The organism is Bacteroides sp. MSSM.1001136sp1_RTP21357st2_D2_RTP21359_211015 (assembly GCF_040913205.1).
Taxonomy (GTDB): domain Bacteria; phylum Bacteroidota; class Bacteroidia; order Bacteroidales; family Bacteroidaceae; genus Bacteroides; species Bacteroides ovatus.
The window spans coordinates 1-23,539 of the sequence record NZ_JBDFVF010000020.1 but is presented as its reverse complement, the minus strand read 5'-3'; the positions used below and the strand labels follow the sequence as shown (position 1 = coordinate 23,539).

The following is a 23,539-nucleotide window of genomic DNA, read 5'->3' as shown; positions in this document are numbered from 1 at the left end:
CTTAGTAAATTCTATATAAAAATGTTATCTCCCAAAACGCTCAAATACTTACGTTTAACGCACCGTTATGTATCTTTCATTTGTGCAGGCATCCTGTTTGTCTATCTCCTTTCCGGCTTCCTGCTCAACCACCGGAAAGAATTTACATTCATGAATCAGAAAAAGGAACGTACGGTGGACTATATATTCCAGCTCCCTGCCAATAAAGACGATTTTACAGAAGCCGATGCACGAAAGATTATCTCCGATCTCTCATGCAATCCCGACCTGTATAACCGTTTCAGCCTCAGTAAAAACAAACTGACCATCTTTGGCAAAGAACAATTGGTAATCAAGTTGGATGCAACCAGCCAGCAAGCATTTATTAAAGAAATGCATCGTCCTGCTTTCCTAACCGCATTGAATAAGCTACATCGCAATCCGGGTTCTTTATGGACAATAACCTCCGATGCATTCCTCTTACTCATGTTTATTTTGCTCATCACCGGGTTACTGATTGTTCCCGGGAAAAAGGGATTGTGGGGCATCGGCGGAATTCTAACGATAATAGGAATTTTAATACCTATATTGATTTACTGGATGATAGTATAATTTCTTATTTTTATTCATCCGTATGCATCTTTCTGTACTTTCTTTCCGTATCGCAGAAAACAAAAAAGGACCTTTATTCAAGGTCCTTTTTAATCACTTCGTCCATTTCTTTTATACGTTTCTCACGGTTTTTAATAGGACCGTCTTTCTTGTCATTCTTGAATACGTCATCGGCACGGTCGGCAACCTCGCCGCTCCATTCTTCAAACTGGTCCTTAGCCGGACGACCATTCGGCTCGATATTTTCCTCGGCTATCGAATCATGCCTGTTAATCATATCATCCATAAGTTTTCGTTTTAAAAGTTTATGGCTATAAGACAATACAAACGAAGAAAAGTTTTCTATTTTAATGATTTTTGAAGAAATCAGCCATGTTATTATACTATCAAAGAAACACTCCAGCCCAATCTGTGTCATTCATCCAGATACCTATATAAATTGCAGTTGCCGGCAACGTCCAGTACATTCAGCTCTTTCAAGCGTTTTTCCACTTTCTTTTGTGAAACCAGCCCGAAATTCCGTAACATATCACGCAACTTCCTAAACCCATATTGAGAAGTGATTTGTAGCAGTTCCCGGAGTGTTTTTATATCAGCTTCAGAAATGATCCGCTGCGACCGAATATCGAATTTCAATTCTGTGATAGGAGTATCAAGTAAAGCCTTTGCCGCTTTTATATCTTCGGGAATAAAAATTTCCGGATTCGTTTCTTCCGCCTCTCTCATGAGCATATCATTATCAAAGCCATTTTGGCGGGATTTCATTTCATACATCCGTACTGTTGCTCTAAGACGGATATTTTCTTCCTTATAAGTCCTAAGGAATCCCGCTTGAGATTTTATTTCCTGTACAAGTCCCTCAAATGCCTTCTGTGCTTGACGATATTTCATATGTTTCCGGACACTAAAATCCTTAATATTTCCTTGTAAGACGGTATAAAGAAATAGTTGTCGTCTTTCATCATTCCTTATCATTCCGGCAAGCTCTTTTATTATTAACCGGATCAATGGGGTCAACTCTTTCAGCGATTGAAGTAGAAAAAATTCCTCTTCATTTTCCTTCATCTTCTCATCCATCCGGCGTTTGTGTTCTTCTTCGGAAAGACTGAACCGAATATTTCGTTCAAGACAATCCGTCAGACTGTTTTCATCAAGCATTAGATAATCGCCGACTTCTGAATAAATAATCTCTTGCCTTTTACACCAAGTAATAATACGTCTGGTAGATACCTGATACTTGGTTGCCGCTTCTTCAATACCAATCCATTGTTTTGTTGCCATAACTCGTTTGTTTTTAGATGTATACGTCGCAACCGGATATAAAAAAGGTGCGAACGATACATATATTTCCCAACAGCGGTACTAGCAAAACCGACAGATGAAAATACAGTATGCCCGCACCAGAACTTATATATCGATAGGGATATAAGCTTGGCACGGACATTTGATTTATCATCTGTTTGAAAATTGCTAGTTTCCTGTTAGATAAATTAAATGTCCTATAAATACAAGTCCGGCTGTCAAAGGTCCGGTCCTTGATTGCAAATATACTTCTTTTTTCTGAAAAGAAAGATAATAAATGACAAGCTTTTTAGTTACAATAGAATTTTATATAAGACAAATAAGTAAACAACTACACGGGAGAATAGTTTCATCGGTGAGAAACTAAAGTTCCATCAGTGTGAAACTATAGTTTCATCAGTAAGAAACTAATAGTTCCAAGCAAGAGAAACTAAAGTTTCAAAGCGATGAAACTGTAGTTTCGAACCGCAAAACCAATAGTTTCAAGGCTTGAAACTATCGGTTACAAGGCAGGTCCCGCCCCGTAAGTACAGGGGTAATAAATAAAATAGCTTATCTGCCTGTGGTTAATACTATTCAGGCAATGAAACTTCATCTGTGATTTTTACTTGATTTGGGTATGCATCTCTACCATACCGTCTTTGCAGTGCGTTTATCTCTTCTTAGCTTTGCAGTGACAGCATTATTGCCGTCACAGTGCTATCACCATGCTGCTGTCACGCCATTAACTTTTCATAATCAAACAGTTAAGTTACAATCTGTGACAGATGACAGCAAATTTATTTTTTTTATTTATTGGAGAGAGTATAAGTTCAACTTATAAATGCAATATTTCTTTTTTATTAATCGGACTTTAGATGCAAAGTTGCTTATTTATTCCGATAGAGTTGCGGACGGAAAGGAACATAAAGAGTGTAATTACTATCCGCCGGCTTTCCTCCCACCAATGCAGGTGACCATTTCGGCATTCCTTTGACAATGCGGAGAGCCTCCTCTGCAAATTCCGGATGAGTGGAACGTAGAATATGAGGACGAAGGATAACCCCTTCTTTATCAATAGTAAACTCACACAAAGCATAACCCGAAACATTCTTCTCCAAAAGCCCTGACGGATAAACCATTTCACTGGCAATATATTCTTCCGGAGTCATCGCAGAGAAATGAGCAGGTTCCTCCACCTGTCTTCCGGAAAGTGTCTTTGAACGGGGACCCACCGGATAAATTCCGATATACATCGGCCGCTTATAAGCATCCGGCTCTTCCTTGGTGCGCTGTTGCAATGCTTTTAATAAAGCAGCAGCCTCCACTGCCAACGTCTGTTCAGAAATATTTTCCCCTCGGGATAACATATAAGCCGACTGACAAACCAACACGAGACGTTCCATCAACGTTCCCTTTTCCGGCGACCATTTACGTCCCATCTGCTCTTTACCTTTAGCATCCGTAGAAGAGAAAAAATAAACAATTCCATCCAAACCAGCCGTAGAACCGTCCAAATCCTGTACCTGCTCTGTCACCAAACGAAAGATAGCCCCTAAAGACTGATATAGGGAAGCACTAATGACAACCGATTTAGTATCCACCGTCACCGTCCCCTTCTCTGCCTGCCAATAAGTACGCGATAATGTGTTCGAAACCAGGGTATAACGTCCGTTCCTCTTCTCTACCGACATTGCATACTCCGGCGAAAAGGAAGGGATAGCTGCAAAACGCGCATAAGGCTGTTTCTGGAAGCCCGTATTAAGTAAAGAAAACACACTACGATAATATTCGCCTAACTCGCCTGTATAAGTGGAAAAAGGTTTCACCGGCTCCAAATAGTCAATCTGGGCCGCAAGGCGAAAAGAAAAGGTTAAAAGCAGAAGACAGAAAACAATCTTTTTCATAAGTTGCCGGATTTTCGGTACATATCGGCAACAAAGATACAAATTATTTCGATGGTTCGTGATAAAATTATATCTTTGCACGGTTTTTACTAAGAAACTGAATAACAATACATCAAAAATATGATAGCTAAGATTGAACAACTTCTGAAAGAGGTGGAAGCCTTACACGCCTCCAATGCCGAAGAACTCGAAGCTCTCCGCATCAAATACCTAAGTAAGAAGGGAGCCATTAACGACTTAATGGCAGATTTCCGTAATGTAGCTGCCGAACAGAAAAAAGAAGTCGGCATGAGACTGAATGAACTGAAAACAAAAGCGCAAGACAAAATCAACGCGCTGAAAGAAATGTTTGAAAGTCAGGACAACGATTGTGACGGACTGGATTTGACGCGTTCGGCTTATCCTGTAGAACTCGGTACACGCCACCCGCTCACCATTGTAAAGAACGAAATCATTGATATCTTTGCCCGTCTGGGATTCAGCATTGCCGAAGGTCCGGAAATTGAAGATGACTGGCACGTGTTCTCGGCACTGAACTTTGCCGAAGACCATCCGGCACGCGATATGCAGGATACTTTCTTTATCGAAGCTCACCCGGACGTAGTATTGCGTACACATACTTCTTCTGTACAGACTCGTGTGATGGAAACTTCACAGCCTCCTATCCGCATCATCTGTCCGGGACGTGTATATCGTAACGAAGCTATCAGCTATCGCGCACACTGTTTCTTCCATCAGGTAGAAGCGCTGTATGTAGATAAAAACGTATCATTCACCGACTTGAAGCAGGTATTGCTGCTCTTCGCCAAAGAAATGTTCGGTGCTGATACAAAGATCCGTCTGCGTCCGTCTTACTTCCCGTTTACCGAACCAAGTGCGGAAATGGATATCAGCTGTAATATCTGCGGCGGTAAAGGATGTCCGTTCTGTAAACACACCGGCTGGGTAGAAATCCTCGGTTGCGGTATGGTAGACCCGAACGTACTTGAATCAAATGGTATAGACAGCAAAATATACAGCGGTTATGCCCTCGGTATGGGTATCGAGCGTATCACAAACCTGAAATATCAGGTGAAAGACCTCCGTATGTTCTCTGAAAACGATACACGCTTCCTAAAAGAATTCGAAGCGGCATATTAATAATGTGCTAAATTTACCAGTATGCCAATGTTCCCAATGAAACCGTCGGACGGTGATCGGGACATTGGCATATTCATCAACAGACCAATCAGGCCAACGGCGTTGGTTTCCAATCAATGCGAATCGGTCGATTGAACGATCATTCATTATGGCAAAGGATAGACTCATTACTCCCAGTTATTGTTTCATCTTGGCAGCCAACTTCCTGCTATACTTCGGTTTCTGGTTGCTGATTCCTGTTTTGCCGTTCTATTTATCCGAATTCTTCCAGGCTGGAAATTCCACTATCGGCATTGTCCTCTCCTGCTACACGGTGGCAGCTCTCTGTATCCGTCCATTTTCCGGTTATCTGCTCGACACGTTTGCCCGAAAACCTCTTTATCTGTTTGCTTACTTCATCTTTATGATGATGTTCGGCGGATATTTAATTGCCGGTTCCCTTACCTTATTTATTATATTCCGAATCATTCATGGCGTCTCTTTCGGAATGGTCACAGTAGGCGGAAACACGGTAGTAATAGACATTATGCCCTCTTCTCGGCGAGGGGAAGGCTTAGGTTATTACGGGCTTACCAACAACACAGCCATGTCCATCGGACCGATGTTCGGACTGTTTCTGCATGATGCGGGAGTTTCTTTTGCTACGATATTCTGCTATGCATTCGGTTCCTGTATTTTAGGTTTTCTATGCGCAAGTCTGGTTAAAACGCCCTACAAGCCTCCTGTGAAACGGGAACCGATCTCGCTCGACCGCTTTATCCTGATGAAAGGACTGCCTGCCGGACTTAGTCTGCTGTTACTTTCCATCCCTTACGGAATGACGACCAACTATGTTGCCATGTACGCCCGCCAAATAGGATTGAACACACAAACCGGATTCTTCTTCACCTTTATGGCAGTCGGTATGGCCATCTCGCGTATCTTTTCAGGAAAACTGGTGGATCGCGGAAAAATAACGCAAGTAATAGCTGCCGGATTATACCTGGTTGTTTTCAGCTTCTTCCTGCTTTCAACTTGTGTATATCTGATTCAATGGAATGATACAGCCTGTACCCTACTGTTTTTTGGCATCGCATTATTAATGGGTGTCGGGTTTGGAATTATGTTTCCGGCATTTAACACGCTGTTTGTCAACCTCGCCCCCAACAGTCAGCGGGGAACAGCGACTTCCACCTACCTCACTTCCTGGGATGTAGGAATCGGTATCGGTATGCTGACGGGAGGATATATCGCAGAAATAAGTACATTTGATAAGGCCTATCTTTTCGGAGCCTGCCTGACGGTAGTTTCCGCCCTCTATTTCAGACTAAAAGTGACGCCTCATTACCATAAAAACAAGCTACGATGAGAAAGAAAGAACGTTATGAGAAAGTAATCGCCTGGTTTCAGGACAACATACCTGTAGCCGAAACCGAACTGCATTACAACAATCCGTATGAGTTGCTGATCGCTGTTATTCTTTCTGCACAATGTACGGACAAACGGGTGAATATCATCACTCCTCCTTTGTATAAAGATTTTCCGACTCCGGAAGCACTGGCTGCCACTACGCCGGAAGTGATTTTCGAATATATACGAAGCGTGTCTTATCCCAACAACAAAGCCAAACATCTGGTCGGTATGGCAAAGATGCTGGTGAATGACTTCAATAGCGAGGTGCCGGATAATCTGGAAGATCTGATAAAGTTGCCCGGTGTAGGAAGAAAGACTGCCAATGTGATCCAGTCGGTTGTATTCAAAAAAGCGGCAATGGCGGTAGATACACACGTGTTCCGTGTCAGCCACCGTATCGGACTGGTACCGGACAGTTGCACCACCCCGTTCAGCGTGGAAAAAGAACTGGTGAAGAATATTCCGGAAAAGCTCATACCGATTGCCCATCACTGGCTCATCCTGCACGGCCGTTACGTTTGTCAGGCACGTACTCCCAAATGTGACACCTGTGGTTTGCAAATGATGTGCAAATATTTCTGTAACACCTATAAAGTTACAAAAGAGGAACCAAAAGCCAAGAATAAATAACGATTTAATAGCAAGGAACCGAAATAAATAGTAACTTTGCGGTCGTTCTAAAAGAAGAATTTTAAAAACACTTTTAAATAAAAATAGAGTATTATGCAGACAATTGACAAATTCAATTTTGCCGGTAAAAAGGCATTTGTTCGCGTGGACTTCAATGTACCCCTGGACGAAAACTTCAACATTACAGATGACACTCGTATGCGTGCAGCTCTTCCTACTTTGAAGAAGATTCTGGCAGACGGCGGAAGCATCATCATTGGCTCTCACCTGGGCCGTCCGAAAGGCGTTGCCGATAAATTCTCTTTGAAACATATCATCAAGCATCTGTCTGAATTGCTGGGCGTTGAAGTTCAGTTCGCTAACGACTGCATGGGCGAAGAAGCTGCTGTAAAAGCTGCTGCTCTGCAACCGGGAGAAGTGCTGTTGCTCGAAAACCTTCGTTTCTACGCTGAAGAAGAAGGTAAACCAAGAGGTTTGGCAGAAGATGCAACTGACGAAGAAAAAGCTGCTGCTAAGAAAGCAGTAAAAGAAAGCCAGAAAGAATTTACCAAGAAATTGGCTTCTTACGCTGACTGCTACGTAAACGACGCATTCGGTACTGCTCACCGTGCACACGCTTCTACAGCATTGATCGCTAAATATTTCGATGTAAACAACAAGATGTTCGGTTACTTGATGGAAAAAGAAGTGAAAGCTGTTGATAAAGTATTGAACGATATCAAACGTCCGTTCACTGCTATCATGGGCGGTTCTAAAGTTTCTTCTAAAATCGAAATCATCGAAAACCTGTTGAGCAAGGTAGACAACCTGATTATCGCCGGTGGTATGACTTATACATTTACTAAAGCTATGGGCGGCAAAATCGGTATCTCTATCTGTGAGGACGACAAACTTGACCTGGCTTTGGATTTGATGAAAAAAGCAAAAGAAAAAGGTGTAAACCTGGTATTGGCTGTTGACGCTAAGATTGCTGACGCATTCTCTAACGATGCAAATACTAAATTCTGTGCTGTTGACGAAATTCCTGACGGATGGGAAGGTCTTGATATCGGTCCTAAGACTGAAGAAATCTTCGCTAACGTTATCAAAGAATCTAAGACTATTCTTTGGAACGGTCCTACAGGCGTATTCGAATTCGACAACTTCACTCACGGCTCACGTGCAGTAGGTGAAGCAATCGTTGAAGCAACTAAGAACGGCGCATTCTCACTTGTGGGTGGTGGCGACTCTGTAGCTTGTGTTAACAAGTTTGGTTTGGCTAGCGGTGTATCTTATGTTTCAACTGGTGGTGGCGCATTGCTCGAAGCAATCGAAGGAAAAGTTCTTCCGGGTATCGCTGCTATTCAAGAATAAGATAATTGTTAAAATCACATAGTTAATTATTAGAAGGGCAGTTCTTTGTGAAAAGAGTTGCCCTTATTTATAAAAACAGAATTCCTCTTATTTATAAAAACGAGGTATGAAAAGACCGATACTATTCTTTTGGTTCATCCTTTTCTTCCTTTACTCTTGTCAGAGTAAGAAAGGAGACAGCTCTTTTTTACCTCTAACCGAACTGCAACCACTTACCCTGGGCATGATGCCTACACTGGACGGACTTCCTTTTCATATAGCCAAAACGCAAGGCATTTACGACTCATTAGGACTGGATTTGACCATTCTTTCATTCAACTCTGCCAACGACCGGGACGCTGCTTTCCAAACCCGGAAAATAGATGGCATGATTACTGACTATCCCAGTGCGGTAGCATTACAAGCTATTCATCATACTGATTTAGGATTCATCCTGAAGAATGATGGTTATTTCTGCTTCATTGTCTCCAAAGAAAGTAACATCAACCAACTGGAACAGCTCAAGGAAAAGAATATCGCCGTGTCGCGCAACACAGTTATCGAATATGCCACCGACCAGCTATTAAGCAAAGCCGGAATCAAGCATACGGAAATAAACATGCCGGAAATCGGCCAGCTTCCTCTCCGTCTGCAAATGTTGCAGTACAATCAAATTGATGCCTCTTTCCTACCCGACCCTGCCGCATCCATCGCCATGAACAGTAAACATCGTTCATTGGTAAGTACGCAAGAGTTGGGTATCGATTTCACCGCTACCGCTTTTTCACGAAAAGCGCTCAACGAGAAGAGAGAAGAAATCGAGCTACTCATCACAGGATATAACCTGGGAGTAGATTACATAAAAATGCACCCGCAGAAAGAATGGGAGCAAGTATTGATAGAAATAGGTGTGTCCGAAAATCTGACAGGACTCGTCGCCCTCCCCAATTATCAAAAAGCAAAACGCCCCTCCGCTGAAGCGATAGACAAGGCTATACACTGGTTGAAAGAAAACCACCGAATACCCCAAACCTACTCTGAAAAGAATCTGATTGACACTACATTTATTCCCACAGTATCAACCATAATACAGTATCAACCATAATCAAAATCAAATAACAACTAACTCATGCGAAAAACACTACTCCAACTCTTAACCTTTGTATTATGCATTACAAGTATGCAAAATCCTCTCCTGGCACAGGAGCAGACACCATTAAATCAAGTTGTCAACACACTGAAAGAACGGATTAGTCTCTCCGGATATGCCCAACTGGGATACACTTATGACGATGCAGCGAATCCGGATAACACATTCGACATCAAACGAATCATTTTCATGGCACACGGAAAGATCACCAAACGGTGGACTTGTGATTTTATGTACGACTTCTACAACGGGGGCATGTTACTCGAAGTGTATACCGATTATCAGTTTCTCCCCGGACTTACGGCACGTATCGGTGAATTCAAGGTTCCTTATACCATAGAAAACGAATTGTCTCCTACTACAGTAGAACTTATCAATTGCTATTCACAATCTGTCTGCTATCTGGCAGGAGTAAGCGGCAGCGATAAATGTTACGGAATGACTTCCGGACGGGATATAGGTATGATGCTTCACGGGAAATTATTTCGTGACTTCCTACAATATAAAGTAGCTGTAATGAACGGACAGGGACTGAATACCAAAGACAAAAACAGTCAAAAAGATGTGGTCGGTAATCTGATGGTTAATCCGCTGAAATGGTTGTCCGTAGGTGGTTCGTTTATCCGCGGAACAGGACACGCCATAGCTGACTCTGAATATACCGGAATCAAAGTAGGAGAAAATTACGCTAAGAGACGCTGGAGTGCAGGAGGGGTTGTCACCACTTCCACTTTTAATCTGCGTACGGAATATCTTGCCGGAAAAGACCGGAGTGTGAAAAGCGAAGGTTTCTATGCAACAGGAAGCGTGCGTTTTGCCCGGAATTTCGATTTCATCGCTTCGTACGATTATTTCAACCCGAACAAGAGTGCAGATTTCAAACAAAATAACTATATTGCAGGCGTACAATACTGGTTTTATCCCAGATGCCGGTTACAGGCACAATACACCTTTTGTAATAAGAAAGGAGATGGACAAAAAGATTCCAATCTGATACAGGCACAGGTACAAGTGAGGTTTTAAATTCAAGGACTAAATTTAAGTATTAGGTATTAAGTATTAGAGCCGAAGCATCAGGGTTAAGTTCCAAGGTAAAGTATCAAGGCTATAGTAAGTAGTACCTTAACAATAGGATTAAAGCAGTAGAGTTGAAGCAGCCGAATCAAATAATTATAAAATATAAACCTTATTAATAACAGAACAAAAATCATGGAACACAAAATCGCCGAAACCAACGCCCGAATAGACGTGGCCGACGTATTAAGAGGATTGGCAGTAATGGGGATCATCCTCTTGCACAGCATCGAACACTTTAATTTCTATTCTTTCCCGGAAGAAGTCCCTTTTGAATGGATGAAATTTACCGATCAGGCTATCTGGAGAGGATTATTCTTCACATTCAGTAATAAAGCATACGCTGTATTTGCTTTGCTCTTCGGTTTCAGTTTCTATATTCAGGACAATAACCAACAACGGAGAGGGAAAGATTTCCGCCTGCGTTTTTTATGGAGATTATTCATCCTATTCATTATAGGACAATTCAATGCCGCTTTCTTTACCGGCGAAATATTAACCATGTATGCGATTTTAGGAATTATCCTGCCGATATTCTGCCGGATGAGTGACCGTACAGTTGCCATCTTTGCTACTTTATTAATCCTTCAACCTATCGACTGGGCAAAACTGATCTATGCCTTGTGCAATCCTGACTATGTGGCAGGTAAAAGTTTGGCAGGTTATTATTTCAGCATCGCTTTCGACGTACAAAAACATGGCAACTTCCTTGAAACAGTCCGCATGAATATGTGGGAAGGACAAATGGCTAACATGACCTGGGCTTTGGAACATGGACGTATCTTACAAACACCGGGATTATTCCTATTCGGAATGCTGGTTGGCCGCCGCAAATATTTCCTGTATAGCGAACAGAACGAACGCTTGTGGTTAAAAGCATTAGCCATTTCGCTTCTCTGCTTCTTCCCCATCTACGGATTGAACAATATGTTGCCGGAATTCATCGAACGGAGTGCCGTCCTTGTTCCTCTACAGTTGATATTAAGTTCATTCAGCAGCCTTAGTTTCATGGTATTACTGGTGACAGGATTACTGTTGACTTTCTACCGTGTGAAAGACCGCAGTTTCTTTATGCGTTTCACATCTTATGGTAAAATGAGTTTAACGAATTATCTCGGGCAATCCATTTTCGGTTCTCTTTTGTTCTATCATTGGGGATTCGAATTGGGACGATATTTAGGAATCACCTATAGCTTCCTTTTTGGCATCCTTTTTGTTCTATTACAAATGGTATTCTGTTCGTGGTGGCTCCGACACCATAAACATGGTCCTTTTGAGGGTCTCTGGAAACGTTTGACCTGGATTGGAAAAAATAAATAATTAAATAATGATGAACGAAAAAACGATTAATGAACAATACGCATATATACGTACCTTACTTGAAGAGAAAAGGCTCAAGGAAGCTCTGATGCAGTTGGAATCTCTGCTGTGGCAGTGTCCTGACTGGGATCTACGCACTCGCCTGGAACAATTGCAGACTTCCTACAAATATATGCTGGAATACATGAAACAGGGAGCAAATGACCCTGAACGATGGAATCTGTATCAGAAAATGGTATCAGACACGTGGGGAATTGCCGACCAATCACGTTTGCTCATATTGGATAACGCTTCATCAAGATACTATCATGAAGTACGACGTACTCCCAAATCGCCAGATTTGTCAAACTATGGTCTTAAAACCATATTACACATACTGGAGTCTTTTAATGACGACTTGGCAGTCAGCGGATTACTGTCTGACGAAAAGATGGATGAAGTATTAAAGCGGCATGAGGACACGCTCAAGTTTATGTTTATCAGAACATGGACAAACAGTGCCTGGACTCCCGAAGACGAGGAAGATGCAAAAGCCATGCTTGCCTCGGAATTACTTCCGGGAGACGACTTATGCTTATTTGTCAGTGCCCTCACATTGAGCTTGATGGAATGTTTCGACTTACGAAAAATAATGTGGTTGCTTGATGCTTACGAGCATCCCAACGTCAACGTCAGCCAACGGGCATTGGTTGGTGCGATGATTATTTTCCACATTTACAGAAGCCGCCTTACTTTCTATCCGGAACTGATAAAAAGGGTGGATCTCATGGAAGAAATTCCTTCATTCAGAGAAGATGTCGCTCGCATTTACCGCCAAATGCTATTATGTCAGGAAACGGAAAAGATTGACAAAAAAATGAGGGAGGAGATTATTCCCGAAATGCTGAAGAATGTTTCCTCCATGAAAAATATGCGGTTCGGCTTTGAAGAAAGCGATGAAGAGAACAACGACATGAATCCGGATTGGGAAGATGCATTCGAGAAATCCGGACTGGGGGATAAATTGCGTGAAATGAACGAATTGCAGTTGGAGGGTGCAGATGTATATATGAGTACTTTTGCGGCTTTGAAAAACTATCCGTTCTTCCGCGAGGTGCATAACTGGTTTTATCCATTCAGCAAGCAACAGTCTAATGTGCTCAAGGCAATGAAGCAGGCAGGAAATCAGGGAGGCAGTCTACTGGATTTAATTCTTCAATCGGGATTCTTCAGTAACAGTGATAAGTACTCTCTCTTTTTCACGATCCATCAATTGCCACAGTCACAACAGGATATGATGTTGAGCCAACTGAATGAACAACAGGTTGCAGAATTGGCGGAGAAATCGAATGTTGAGACGATGAAGAAATTCAATGAACGTCCGGGAACGGTCAGCAACCAGTACCTGCACGATTTGTATCGTTTCTTCAAACTTAGTGTGCGCAAGAGTGAATTCAGAGATATTTTTAAAGAGAAGCTCGATCTTCATCATGTCCCTGCACTCGACAATATATTGCACTGGGAAGATGTATTATTCCCCATTGCCGATTTCTACCTGTCAAAGGAACGTTGGGACGAGGCTATTGAAATTTATGAAGAGTTGGAAACGATTGGCGGATTCGAAGGAGAGAGTGCTGAATATTACCAGAAGTTTGGCTATGCATTGCAGAAAAGAAAGAAATATGCAGAAGCTATCCAGGCTTACCTGAAAGCAGACACGTTGAAACCGGATAATATCTGGAACAATCGCCATCTGGCTATTTGTTATCGGTTGAACAGAAATTACCAGGTAGCAATCACCTATTATAAGAAGGTAGAAGAAGCTGCTCCGGAAGATACCAATGTGACTTTCCATATCGGTAGCTGTCTGGCCGAATTGGGGCAATATGAAGAAGCACTGAATTATTTCTTCAAACTGGATTTCATCGAGAACAACTGTATTAAGGCATGGCGTGGTATCGGATGGTGTTCATTTATCAGCCAGAAACATGAACAGGCGATGAAGTATTATGAAAAAATAATAGAACAAAAGCCTCTGGCTATTGACTATATGAATGCAGGACATGTTGCCTGGGTGATGGGAGATATTCAGAAAGCGTCCGTTTTCTATGGAAAAGCCATTACGGCTAGTGGAAACCGGGAACGATTCCTGGAAATGTTCCATAAAGATGAAGAAGCTCTTCTCACACAAGGAATTCGGGAAGAAGATATTCCTCTGATGTTGGATTTATTATAGTCTTCCACATCTTTCAGTTTGGGATATTCAGTAAATGTTCCTGCTTAAAAATACAGAAAAAGGCTGCCTCATTTTCTATTTTGAGGTAGCCTTTGTGCATTATTGGACTAAGTATATCTTATGTATTTCATGTAATCAATAAGTTTATTACACTGATATATTCAGATATATTCAAGATACTTACTACAGCTTTTTCAACTCTCCGTACAGTTTCTGTATGGGAAGCCCCATAATATTATAGAAACTACCGGAAATTGATTTAACCCCGATATACCCGATCCACTCCTGAACGCCATAAGCTCCTGCCTTATCCATTGGCTGATAACGATCTACGTAATACAGGATTTCATCTTCCGACAAGACATCAAACAGCACTTCGGAGGAAGCGGTAAAGCTTTTTTGCCACTCAGTAGTAGTTAGGCAAACCCCTGTGAAAACCTGATGAGATTTTCCCGAGAGAGCGCGAAGCATTTCAATGGCTCCTTCCCTACCCTCCGGTTTCCCAAGTACTTTCCCATCTAACCAGACTATGGTATCTGCCGTAATCAATAATTCTCCCGGCTTCATCATGGTACGGTAGGCATCCGCCTTTTCACGGGCAATATATTCAGGTATTTCAGCACCTACCAATGTATCCGGGTATGACTCGTCTACATCCGGCAATGTTCTGACTACATAGTCTACTCCTAGTCCCGACATCAGTTCTTTCCGACGGGGAGAATTGGAAGCTAATATAATCTGATATTTCTTTAAGTTATCAAGCATGGTTTTATTCGTTATTAAACAACGATTATTTATGATTAAGTTACCAACCGAAGGCGTCTTCCACCATCCATAGACCGTGAGCTTTCAGCACCTGCTCCACTACATCACGTCCGCATCCACGACCACCGTCTGCATAAGAAATATACTTTGCAACGGATTTCACTTCCGGCACGGCATCTTTCGGGCAGCATGGCAGTCCGCACTCACACATCACTTCAATATCCGGCACGTCATCACCCATATATAGAATTTCATCATCGGTCAATCCGTACTTATCACGAAAAGCACGATAATCATGTATCTTCACAGCAGAACCCATGTATAAATCCTTCACTCCCAGTCCCTCAAAACGGATACGTACCGCTTCTGTCCGGCCACCGGTGATGATAGCTATGTGAAGTCCTTTTTTCACAGCCAACTGGATGGCGTACCCATCTTTGATATTCACCGTGCGCATCGGTTCTCCGGAAGGATGCAAAGGTACGGTTGTCGAACTCAATACTCCGTCTACATCAAAAGCTAAAGCCTTGATACGGGATAAATCATAATTGATGGTGCTCATGGATACTTTTGCTCATTAGTTTATATATTTCCTGCAATGCCGGAGAATCTACCAACATGGCAAGATGATTACTCATCACATTCTCATCGTAACGAACAGCGGGTCCGGTCTGTGCATCACGTGGCGCCAATTCGTGGACTTTACGTGCTGTTTCATCTATCAGCGGAAGCATGACATCGAAAGGCAAGTTGTATTTTTCAAGCAAATCAGCTGCTAATGCATACATGTGATTGGTGAAGTTACAGATAAAAACAGCAGCCAAATGAAGGCTCTTACGTTGCTCGGAAGAAGCCTCGTAGACCTTTTCCGAAAGTGTGGCGGCAACAGCCTTCAACAATTCCACGTCTTCCGGCCTTTTCGCTTCAACAAAGAAAGGCACTTCCTGAAATTTAACTTCACGTTGTTTGCTGAATGTCTGCATCGGATAAAATACTCCGTAACGTTCTGCATGCCCTTCCCAAACGCTCATCGGAATGCTTCCTGCCGTATGCACCAACAAAGACGCTTGCTTTCCTTCTGTTATCTGCGGTAACAAATCTACTAAAGCATCATCTTTCAACGATACGATATACAATTTTGCATCTTTGGAGACTGCCTGTAAATCTGTTGTATATTCAGCTTCTACTTTCTCGGCTAAGGTACGGGCAGATTCCATAGTCCGGCTATATACCTGTACAATGCGGAAACCTTTACGATAAAGAGCTTTCGCCAGATTAGTAGCCAAGTTACCTGCACCGATAAACACGATCGGTGTATCTTCTATACTTCTTTTCATTATTCTCTTATCGTTTTGCAAACCAGAATAAAACGATTCCGATGATGAGCAGTGTCAATGGCAACAGATATCCGGATAACGAACCCAATAAGGACATGACCAAACCGATATTCATCACTAGCCAAAGCCCAAGCAACACAAAACCAATTGATTTATCGCGTTTGAAAATAAGGAAACAGATCGAGGCGTACAATAGCATATTGTCCTTATTCATCACCCAAGGCAGTCCAATGGAAGAGAAATGAATCAGTTTATCAATCAGATAAAGTGCTCCGATAACGATAAAGGTAACAGCAGTAGCCAGATAGGTATCTTTACTATTATTCGCTTTAGCAGCTCCCATACTTATTTTCCTCCGAACTTGTTAATATGAATTTTCTCCCATTGAAGATGTTCTTCATTGAAAGGTTTACGTTCCATCCCTTTATGTCCGATAGCAATGACAGAAAGAATCTGAAGTTGCAAGGGAATATCCAAAATTCCATGGACAAATTCATCGGAAGGCATTCCGGTGGCAGTGAAACGTTCGCGAACCTGCACCCAACAACTTCCCAAGCCAAGATCTTCAGCCTGCAACTGTATCATGATGGAAGCAATGGAAGCGTCTTCAATCCAAACATCGCTGGCCAACGGATCGGCCATTACAACAATCGCCAAAGCTGCATCGGCAATGAACGAAGAAGCCTGTTCTTTGCAATGAGACAATTCTTTCAATACCTCTTTATCATCAACCACTACAAACTGCCAACTATTACTACGTTTGGAAGAAGGAGACATCAAAGCAGCTTTCATCAACGTAACGACCTGATCTTGTGTCAATTCTTCATCGGAGAACTTCCGCATACTACGACGGTTCTTTATCAATTCACTGAAATTTTCCATATTATTTCCGGTTTCATTTGATTAATGTATGCAAAGATAATGCAAACCGAGCGTAATAGGAAATAAAAGTTTATACTAAATGAAGAATATATTGTATCTTTGCACAGAGAAATAATTTCATTATGAAAAAGCGAATTACACAGGACGATTACGTTAAAGCGAATCGTAAAGCTAGCCGTGAGGCAGAAATTGAGATGTACGGGCACCCTATTTGTCACAAACGAGTGCACCAGTCAAAGAAAGTATATAACCGCAGAAAGATAAAGGCAGCCGATAAAAAGCTGCCTTATTTTTTTGTCTTCAAAATAGCGTCACTATCCTCCAGACATAGCGACACTATACAATAGAAATGGCGTCACTATCATGATAGGATAGCGTCACTATATTTAGGGGATTAAAAAAGAAGTTTATCTATTTACCTATCTATCTAATAATCTATACAATCCGAGTTAATTCTCCGGTCGTAGAATCAATAATAAACCCGTAGACTGTCACATCTGAAGGGATCAAAGGATGACGCACAATAAAATCTACCGTTCCTCTCACCGACTTTTCTGTATCTTCGAAACCATCCAGCCACGAATGAAAGTCAACTCCGCAGAAACGCATCATATCAATATAATCCGGATTGATTCCGCGTGCTTTCATTTTTTCGAGCATTACTTCACTGTGCATGTGGCAAGCTCCACAGTCAGAATGAGCAATCACCATTATTTCCTCTACCCCCAACTCAAAAATAGCTACAAGTAAACTACGTATCACGCTACCGAAAGGATGGGAAATAACGCCACCTGCATTTTTTATCATTTTCACATCGCCATTCTTAATTCCTAATGCTGCTGGCAGCAAAGCAGTCAGTCGGGTATCCATACAGGAAAGAATAGCTATTTTCTTATCGGGATATTTATTGGTAATATACGATTCGTATCCCTTGTTCTCAACAAATTGCTTGTTGTAAGCTAAAATTTCTTCTAACATAGTTCCGCTTTTTAAAAGTTCTGTTCGATTACACAAAGATATAGAAAAAAGGGACATATCATCACGACATATCCCCTCTTTAATCTAAATTTAATCTGTAAGAGTACTAATACCCATTGTTTCCATATTCTTCTGCATTATCAATCTGACTCAAGAAGTTAAAAGAAATCGGACGCAAATAATGCTTGTTTTCATCAAAATTTTCAGCTGCACGAGGATTACCAACAGCAAGACGTTGTTTGAAAGAATCTTTGTGACGCTTCATCAATACCCAACGTTGATATTCTCCACATAATTCACGAGCATATTCGTCCATAACATCATTCTGTGTAGCATTACTCAATTTCATAGCATTGTAAGATGCATCATTGCGAGCGGCACGCTTTTTCAGTACATTTAAATATTCAGCAGCTTTTCCGCCATTTCCTAATTGTTGGTTAGCTTCAGCTGCAATCAGATATACTTCAGCCATACGCATAATGAACACATCACCTGTCTTACGTTGCAAATTGCTACTATATGAATCTTCCGACAACCAATTGTATTTGTTGAAACCAGGGTACATATTTTTGTCATTAGTGACTTTTATATCTGTTTTACGATATTGTCCGTTATCAAACAAATCATCAATATTGATTACATAATATCTACGTTTCGCTTTCTCCGCATCCGAAAGTCTTTCCTTTGATAAGTAGAAACAGATTCTATCATCATCTTCAGCTACAGGGTAAGGTATCACATAGGGGTTCTTCACTTCCTGCAATTTGGAAGGATCACCGCTATTTTCACCTTTCGGCCAAACCTTGGCTATCATTTTGGGCGCCCAAGTTCCATCATAATATGTATAATTCAAATCACCATAAGGATAAATATACTCATTATGGAATTTTGCATCCAATCCATAAGTATCGATTATATTTTGAGTAAGAATTGTAAATGAACTAATATTATCATTTACGCCATGTTTTGTTCCAATTTTTGGTTTTGTACCATCATCCAATGTCTGCTTCTTATTAGTAAATAAATAACTACCTCCTGACTGTACGGCAGAAAACTGTACAAAAGCCGTAGTAAAGGTTACTTCCCACCGCTTATCATAATCAGCATCAAAACAATCCAGCAAATATTTGGAAGGTGCCAACGTATTATTATTGGTACGTCCATACCAATAATTCTGATTATCCGGAGTAGGATAAATAGTGAGAGTATTTGGCTTTGGATACATATAAGTAAAGTTATTATTACATTGTGTTCCAGCATTCCAATTCTCCAAATTCGTAGCATCCGGACCGGCAGCAATAAATAAAGCTTCTTTATTATTTCGATTATTTGCCGGAGCCCAAACATCTTCCACATCATCATACAAACAGTCACCATACGCTAAAATCATGTCCTCTGCCACTTCTTTAGCACGTTGCCAATAAGATACTCCATCTTCTGTCAGCCCATATTCGCCACCACCTTGAGCATAAACGCGAGCCAAAAGTCCTAACGCGGTTTTCTTAGTCACACGCGCACGATTACTATCATAAGGAGTATCTTCAAGATTATTGGCCGCAAATTTCAAATCATCAATTATCTGCGTATATAGTTCTTCAATAGAGTTACGCTGCGGAGTCAAAATAGGATCTTGAGACGATTCTTCCAATGTTAACGTTACATTTCCATACGTATTCACCAATATGGAATAATAAAACGCACGAAGACAGCGGGCTTCAGCCACTAAAGTCGTTATATCTTTTTCATTGCCATCCGTTAGTAATTCAGCCCTGTTTACTACTGCATTACAATTACCGATCATAGAATAAGCCTGACCGAATAATTTATTTGTAGCATTCGTATTCGTAGCTAAACCATCATAATAAATCACCTGCTTGGCATAATCCGGATTACCGGCAGGAGTTATCCAGCAGTCCGTACCACCTTCAGCCACAGACAAGAAATCATAGACACTGAATAACTGCCCGTAAAGTGATGAATAACAATAAGACTGTAATCCTTTAAGCCCATCGAACGTTGCAAGAATTTCATCTCCTGTTTTTTGGCTTGGATTATACTCATCAAGCGAGCAGGCAGACATTGAAGCCACAGCGAATGTAAGCGCTGCTATTTTATAGATTGTACTTTTCATTTCAATACTTTTTTTAGTGAAAAACTAGAATGTAACATTTACACCAAATACAAATTGTTTGGTCAATGGGTACTTCAGAGAACCATTCATTTCCGGATCATAGTCTTTCAGCAAATGGCTTTTCGCAAATACAAACGGATTTGTAATGGTAGCATAGAAACGACACTTCTCTATACCGGCTGATTTTAAGATAGATTTCGGCAGACTATATCCCAATGTAATGTTCTTAATCTTTATAAACGAACCGTCTACATAGCGTAATGCGTAATATCCCGTATATTGTTCGAGACCTTTATTAGCATTGGCGGCAGGAAAATCATTTGAAGGGTTGTTTTCAGTCCAATAATTGAAATAGGTCGGGAAGTTACGTATACCCTTCGGGTCATAAGACGTCAACATATCATAAGCAAACATCTGTCCGTAACGTGCATAAACAAACACACTTAAATCAAAATCCTTCCAGGTAAAATTATTCTGGAATCCTAAAGACCAATCCGGAGAGTTGTGACCCAGAATTTGATAATCTGCATCACTTGGAGTATATTTATTATCAGAAGTGTAATAAATAACATTACCATTTTCATCCACAGCAGCACTACCCGTTTCTTCATCTATTTTATAGAATCTACCATCAGATTCTTTTACTAAATTAGGTATATTGATTTTCAAATCACCAGGTGCAGCACCAAATACCGCCGCATCAGTTTCCTCACCTTTTTGCCATACACCATCCAACTTATAATGATAATAAGAGTTAATAGCTTCTCCCAATGCCAATGCATAACCGGTGTCACCATTATTAAGCACATCTGAATCTCCACCGGACAATTTGGTTATTTTCTCTTTATTATGATTGAAAGTTACACTTGAACTCCAGGTAAAGTTCTTTGTTATAATATTACGTGTATTAAGAGCCAACTCAAAACCTTTATTGCTAGTCTCACACATATTTAAATTAGTAGTATAATTCGCTTTAGGTCCGCCATCCGGGGAGAATGCTCCATTAATAACAGGAAGTGCCTTGTTCCATATAACATCTTTTGTTTTTGTATTATAATATTCCATACTGACATCAATGCGATTATTTAAGAATGCAGCGTCAATACCAATATTCGTGTTATACGACTTTTCCCATGTAAGCAAATAGTTCGGAATATTCTGTGAGAATTTATAAATCGGTGTCAGAACACCTCCTAATATCATATTTACAGCAGTAGCATCCAATGATGCAGCAGACGAATACGGATCAATCCCCGCTGTACTACCCGTAACACCATATCCGAAGCGGATTTTCAGATTACTCAACCAGTTAGTCGTACTCTCCATAAATTTTTCATCAGAAATTCTCCATCCCAAAGAAAAAGCCGGGAAAGTATCCCATTTATTACCTTCTGCCAGTCTGGAAGAGCCGTCATGGCGGACAGATGCAGCAAATAAATACCTACCCATATATGAATAGTTCAAACGGCCGACATATCCCATCCCCTTAGACATACTATAAGAAGTACTTCCCGAAGTTGCGGAATTACCATCAAGAATATTATGCCATAAGAATTTATTATCAGAAACACCTTTTTGATACAAAGTAGTGACATCGCTACGATTGTGATTCCACGATGTAACTGCAGTAAGAGTTATATCATGCACTTTCTTAATCTGGAAATTGTAAGTAAGTATATTTTCCCACTTATAATTATACGAACGGTTGTCCTTAACTTGCGCCTTAATGCCGTCTGCCGTTTGATTTGCCTTATACCATTGAACAGACCCCTCTCCTGTGAAAGTGTTACTACGTGAATATCCCAAATTAGCACCAGCACGAGTAATAAAAGTCAGTCCTTTAAGAGGAGTGATTTCCAAGTAAGGATTATAATAGACCTTAAGGTTTTGAGCCTGATTGCGGTACAAACTTTTATCCTCATTTAAAAGATAATTATATACTGTAGATGAAGGATCGGCAACAGGTTGCGGATTGATGCTTCCATCTTCATTATACAACGATCCAAGAGGATTTGACGCCATCAAAGTCTGTAAATCAGAATCAGCTTTATTTTGATGTACATAAGACAGTTGAGCATCAATGCCCACCTTCATCCACTTTTTAATCTTATGATCTACCCGGATTTTAGATGAATAAAGTTTATAACTATCTTGTGCAAACTGCCCATCCTCATTAGAGAAGTTCAGAGAAAAATATGCCTTTGTATTTTCCGTTCCACCAGCCACAGAAACAGAATAATTCTGTGTTACACTGGTTTTCAACAAAGCATCCACCCAATCTATATATTGGCCATTTTGATGTGCATTCCATTCAGCATCAGTAGTAAACAGATTTTTATCATCAGCAACCGAGCTCCAACGTCCATCGCCAGCACCAACAGATGCATCTCTCAAGGTTTGTATATAACTTTCTCCACTACGCATCTCCGGAGTCCTTGACCAGCCGTTTACACCTACGTATGCATTAAAATTAACAATTGCTTTGCCTTCCTTACCACCTTTAGTAGTAATTAAAATAACACCGTTCGCACCACTTGAACCATAAATAGCTGTCGAAGAAGCATCTTTTAAAACTTCAATGCTTTCAATATCATTCGGATTCAATGTAGAATAATCCCCCGGCATACCATCAATTATAAATAAAGGATTTCCGGAATCCTTCTGGAATGACCGGTTACCACGCAACTGCATCTTTACTCCCGAACCGGCCTGTCCCGATTCACGCGTAATATCCAATCCTGCCACCTTACCTTGTAAAGCCTGCATCGGATTTGAACTTGGATTCATCACTACATCTTCACTTTTTACAGAAGTGATAGCTCCTGTCAAATCGCGTTTTTTCATCGTACCGTAACCCACAACAACCACTTCATCCAATGCCTGTGTGTCCGAAACCATTTTCACATTGACCGGTCCGTTGCCCGTCACAGTCACCGTTTGTTCTTTGTAACCGATATAAGAAATGACCAGTTCTTTTCTTCCCGCCGGAAGATTGATAGAGAAGTTACCGTTAAAATCGGTAATCGTACCTGTACTTGTTCCTTTCACAACGATAGAAACCCCAATCAACGGCTCCCCGCTTTCATCAATGATAGTTCCTTTCACAGTTTTCGTTTGTGTGACAACTTGCACCATAGTATTAGAAACTCCATCTTCTGCATACACAGAATATGACAGAGGGGCAGACAATAAAGACAGCCCTAAAATCATGGAAGCGCGTCTATGATGATTCTTCCATGCTTCAACAAATGCATTACATCTCATTCGTTCTAATTTAAAGTTAATATTAATTCTCGTTGTTTTGCAAAAACTATTCGATTATAATCTTAATTAAAGACAATACTTCGGTAAATTTTTACCGAAAAATTAAAAGTTAAACAATAAAACCGGCAAAAGTCGGTTCGGAAACACTAA

General features: G+C 40.9%; 21 protein-coding genes. 10 read left to right on the top strand and 11 right to left on the bottom strand.

Annotated features, from left to right (window positions below; all coding sequences use genetic code 11):
- Positions 1 to 21: 21 nt before the first annotated feature.
- Positions 22 to 591 carry a PepSY-associated TM helix domain-containing protein gene (locus AB5217_RS13865; RefSeq protein WP_004321502.1) on the top strand — a complete coding sequence of 190 codons (570 nt, stop codon included), beginning with the start codon at positions 22 to 24 and terminating at the stop codon, positions 589 to 591.
- Between the two features lie 73 nt (positions 592 to 664).
- On the opposite strand, the gene AB5217_RS13860 is transcribed toward AB5217_RS13865, so the two are convergent.
- From AB5217_RS13860 to AB5217_RS13850, 3 genes are all read right to left on the bottom strand, one after another.
- Positions 665 to 877: a hypothetical protein gene (locus tag AB5217_RS13860; RefSeq protein WP_004321504.1), complete on the bottom strand. Its 213-nt coding sequence runs from the start codon at positions 875 to 877 to the stop codon at positions 665 to 667.
- 128 nt (positions 878 to 1,005) lie between these two features.
- Positions 1,006 to 1,872 (bottom strand): hypothetical protein, encoded by an 867-nt coding sequence (locus AB5217_RS13855; RefSeq protein WP_004300860.1) that lies wholly within the window; start codon positions 1,870 to 1,872, stop codon positions 1,006 to 1,008.
- Positions 1,873 to 2,762: 890 nt separating this feature from the next.
- Positions 2,763 to 3,779 (bottom strand): energy transducer TonB, encoded by a 1,017-nt coding sequence (locus tag AB5217_RS13850; RefSeq protein ID WP_004300861.1) that lies wholly within the window; start codon positions 3,777 to 3,779, stop codon positions 2,763 to 2,765.
- Between the two features lie 120 nt (positions 3,780 to 3,899).
- On the opposite strand from AB5217_RS13850, the gene pheS reads away from it, so the two are divergent.
- The 8 genes from pheS (at position 3,900) to AB5217_RS13810 (ending at position 14,032) form a co-directional block, all read left to right on the top strand.
- Positions 3,900 to 4,919: a phenylalanine--tRNA ligase subunit alpha gene (gene pheS / locus AB5217_RS13845; RefSeq protein ID WP_004300862.1), complete on the top strand. Its 1,020-nt coding sequence runs from the start codon at positions 3,900 to 3,902 to the stop codon at positions 4,917 to 4,919.
- A 148-nt stretch (positions 4,920 to 5,067) separates the two neighbouring features.
- Positions 5,068 to 6,267 carry an MFS transporter gene (locus tag AB5217_RS13840; protein ID WP_004300864.1) on the top strand — a complete coding sequence of 400 codons (1,200 nt, stop codon included), beginning with the start codon at positions 5,068 to 5,070 and terminating at the stop codon, positions 6,265 to 6,267.
- Positions 6,264 to 6,941 carry an endonuclease III gene (nth, locus tag AB5217_RS13835; RefSeq protein WP_004300865.1) on the top strand — a complete coding sequence of 226 codons (678 nt, stop codon included), beginning with the start codon at positions 6,264 to 6,266 and terminating at the stop codon, positions 6,939 to 6,941. The genes AB5217_RS13840 and nth overlap by 4 nt, the downstream gene beginning before the upstream one ends.
- A 93-nt stretch (positions 6,942 to 7,034) precedes the next feature.
- Positions 7,035 to 8,294: a phosphoglycerate kinase gene (locus AB5217_RS13830; protein ID WP_004300866.1), complete on the top strand. Its 1,260-nt coding sequence runs from the start codon at positions 7,035 to 7,037 to the stop codon at positions 8,292 to 8,294.
- A 106-nt stretch (positions 8,295 to 8,400) separates the two neighbouring features.
- Complete coding sequence (locus AB5217_RS13825) at positions 8,401 to 9,378, top strand: ABC transporter substrate-binding protein (protein WP_195646996.1); 978 nt, start codon at positions 8,401 to 8,403, stop codon at positions 9,376 to 9,378.
- Positions 9,379 to 9,402: 24 nt separating this feature from the next.
- On the top strand, positions 9,403 to 10,446 hold the full coding sequence (locus tag AB5217_RS13820) for a porin (protein WP_032843799.1): 1,044 nt from the start codon (positions 9,403 to 9,405) through the stop codon (positions 10,444 to 10,446).
- Between the two features lie 186 nt (positions 10,447 to 10,632).
- Positions 10,633 to 11,817 carry a DUF418 domain-containing protein gene (locus AB5217_RS13815; protein WP_004304398.1) on the top strand — a complete coding sequence of 395 codons (1,185 nt, stop codon included), beginning with the start codon at positions 10,633 to 10,635 and terminating at the stop codon, positions 11,815 to 11,817.
- Positions 11,818 to 11,824: 7 nt separating this feature from the next.
- Positions 11,825 to 14,032 carry a tetratricopeptide repeat protein gene (locus AB5217_RS13810; protein WP_004300870.1) on the top strand — a complete coding sequence of 736 codons (2,208 nt, stop codon included), beginning with the start codon at positions 11,825 to 11,827 and terminating at the stop codon, positions 14,030 to 14,032.
- A 183-nt stretch (positions 14,033 to 14,215) separates the two neighbouring features.
- On the opposite strand, the gene AB5217_RS13805 is transcribed toward AB5217_RS13810, so the two are convergent.
- Genes AB5217_RS13805 through AB5217_RS13785 form a run of 5 tightly spaced genes read right to left on the bottom strand, consistent with a single transcriptional unit; the run spans position 14,216 to position 17,016 of the window.
- Positions 14,216 to 14,797, bottom strand: a complete 582-nt coding sequence (locus AB5217_RS13805) for a Maf-like protein (RefSeq protein WP_154030537.1) — start codon at positions 14,795 to 14,797, stop codon at positions 14,216 to 14,218.
- A 40-nt stretch (positions 14,798 to 14,837) separates the two neighbouring features.
- Positions 14,838 to 15,359: a KdsC family phosphatase gene (locus tag AB5217_RS13800; RefSeq protein WP_004300872.1), complete on the bottom strand. Its 522-nt coding sequence runs from the start codon at positions 15,357 to 15,359 to the stop codon at positions 14,838 to 14,840.
- The gene (locus tag AB5217_RS13795; RefSeq protein ID WP_004311403.1) at positions 15,340 to 16,134 is read right to left on the bottom strand and encodes a Rossmann-like and DUF2520 domain-containing protein; all 795 of its coding nucleotides are present in this window, start codon (positions 16,132 to 16,134) and stop codon (positions 15,340 to 15,342) included. Before AB5217_RS13795 ends, AB5217_RS13800 begins: the two co-directional genes overlap by 20 nt.
- A gap of 7 nt (positions 16,135 to 16,141) precedes the next feature.
- A complete protein-coding gene (locus AB5217_RS13790) occupies positions 16,142 to 16,477 on the bottom strand; it encodes a hypothetical protein (protein WP_004311402.1) in 336 nt (111 codons plus the stop codon).
- Positions 16,478 to 16,479: 2 nt separating this feature from the next.
- Positions 16,480 to 17,016 carry a nitroreductase family protein gene (locus AB5217_RS13785; RefSeq protein WP_117611224.1) on the bottom strand — a complete coding sequence of 179 codons (537 nt, stop codon included), beginning with the start codon at positions 17,014 to 17,016 and terminating at the stop codon, positions 16,480 to 16,482.
- Positions 17,017 to 17,138: 122 nt separating this feature from the next.
- Here AB5217_RS13785 and AB5217_RS13780 point away from each other — a divergent pair, with 122 nt between their 5' ends.
- A complete protein-coding gene (locus AB5217_RS13780; protein WP_004300876.1) occupies positions 17,139 to 17,363 on the top strand; it encodes a hypothetical protein in 225 nt (74 codons plus the stop codon).
- An 88-nt stretch (positions 17,364 to 17,451) separates the two neighbouring features.
- Here the strand turns inward: AB5217_RS13780 and AB5217_RS13775 are convergent, their stop codons facing one another.
- The 3 genes from AB5217_RS13775 to AB5217_RS13765 all read right to left on the bottom strand — a co-directional run bounded on the left by AB5217_RS13775 (position 17,452) and on the right by AB5217_RS13765 (position 23,389).
- Complete coding sequence (locus AB5217_RS13775; protein WP_004300877.1) at positions 17,452 to 17,994, bottom strand: beta-class carbonic anhydrase; 543 nt, start codon at positions 17,992 to 17,994, stop codon at positions 17,452 to 17,454.
- A gap of 106 nt (positions 17,995 to 18,100) precedes the next feature.
- Positions 18,101 to 20,125 (bottom strand): RagB/SusD family nutrient uptake outer membrane protein, encoded by a 2,025-nt coding sequence (locus AB5217_RS13770; RefSeq protein WP_070782455.1) that lies wholly within the window; start codon positions 20,123 to 20,125, stop codon positions 18,101 to 18,103.
- Between the two features lie 24 nt (positions 20,126 to 20,149).
- The gene (locus tag AB5217_RS13765) at positions 20,150 to 23,389 is read right to left on the bottom strand and encodes a SusC/RagA family TonB-linked outer membrane protein (RefSeq protein ID WP_032843802.1); all 3,240 of its coding nucleotides are present in this window, start codon (positions 23,387 to 23,389) and stop codon (positions 20,150 to 20,152) included.
- Between the last annotated feature and the right edge of the window lie 150 nt (positions 23,390 to 23,539).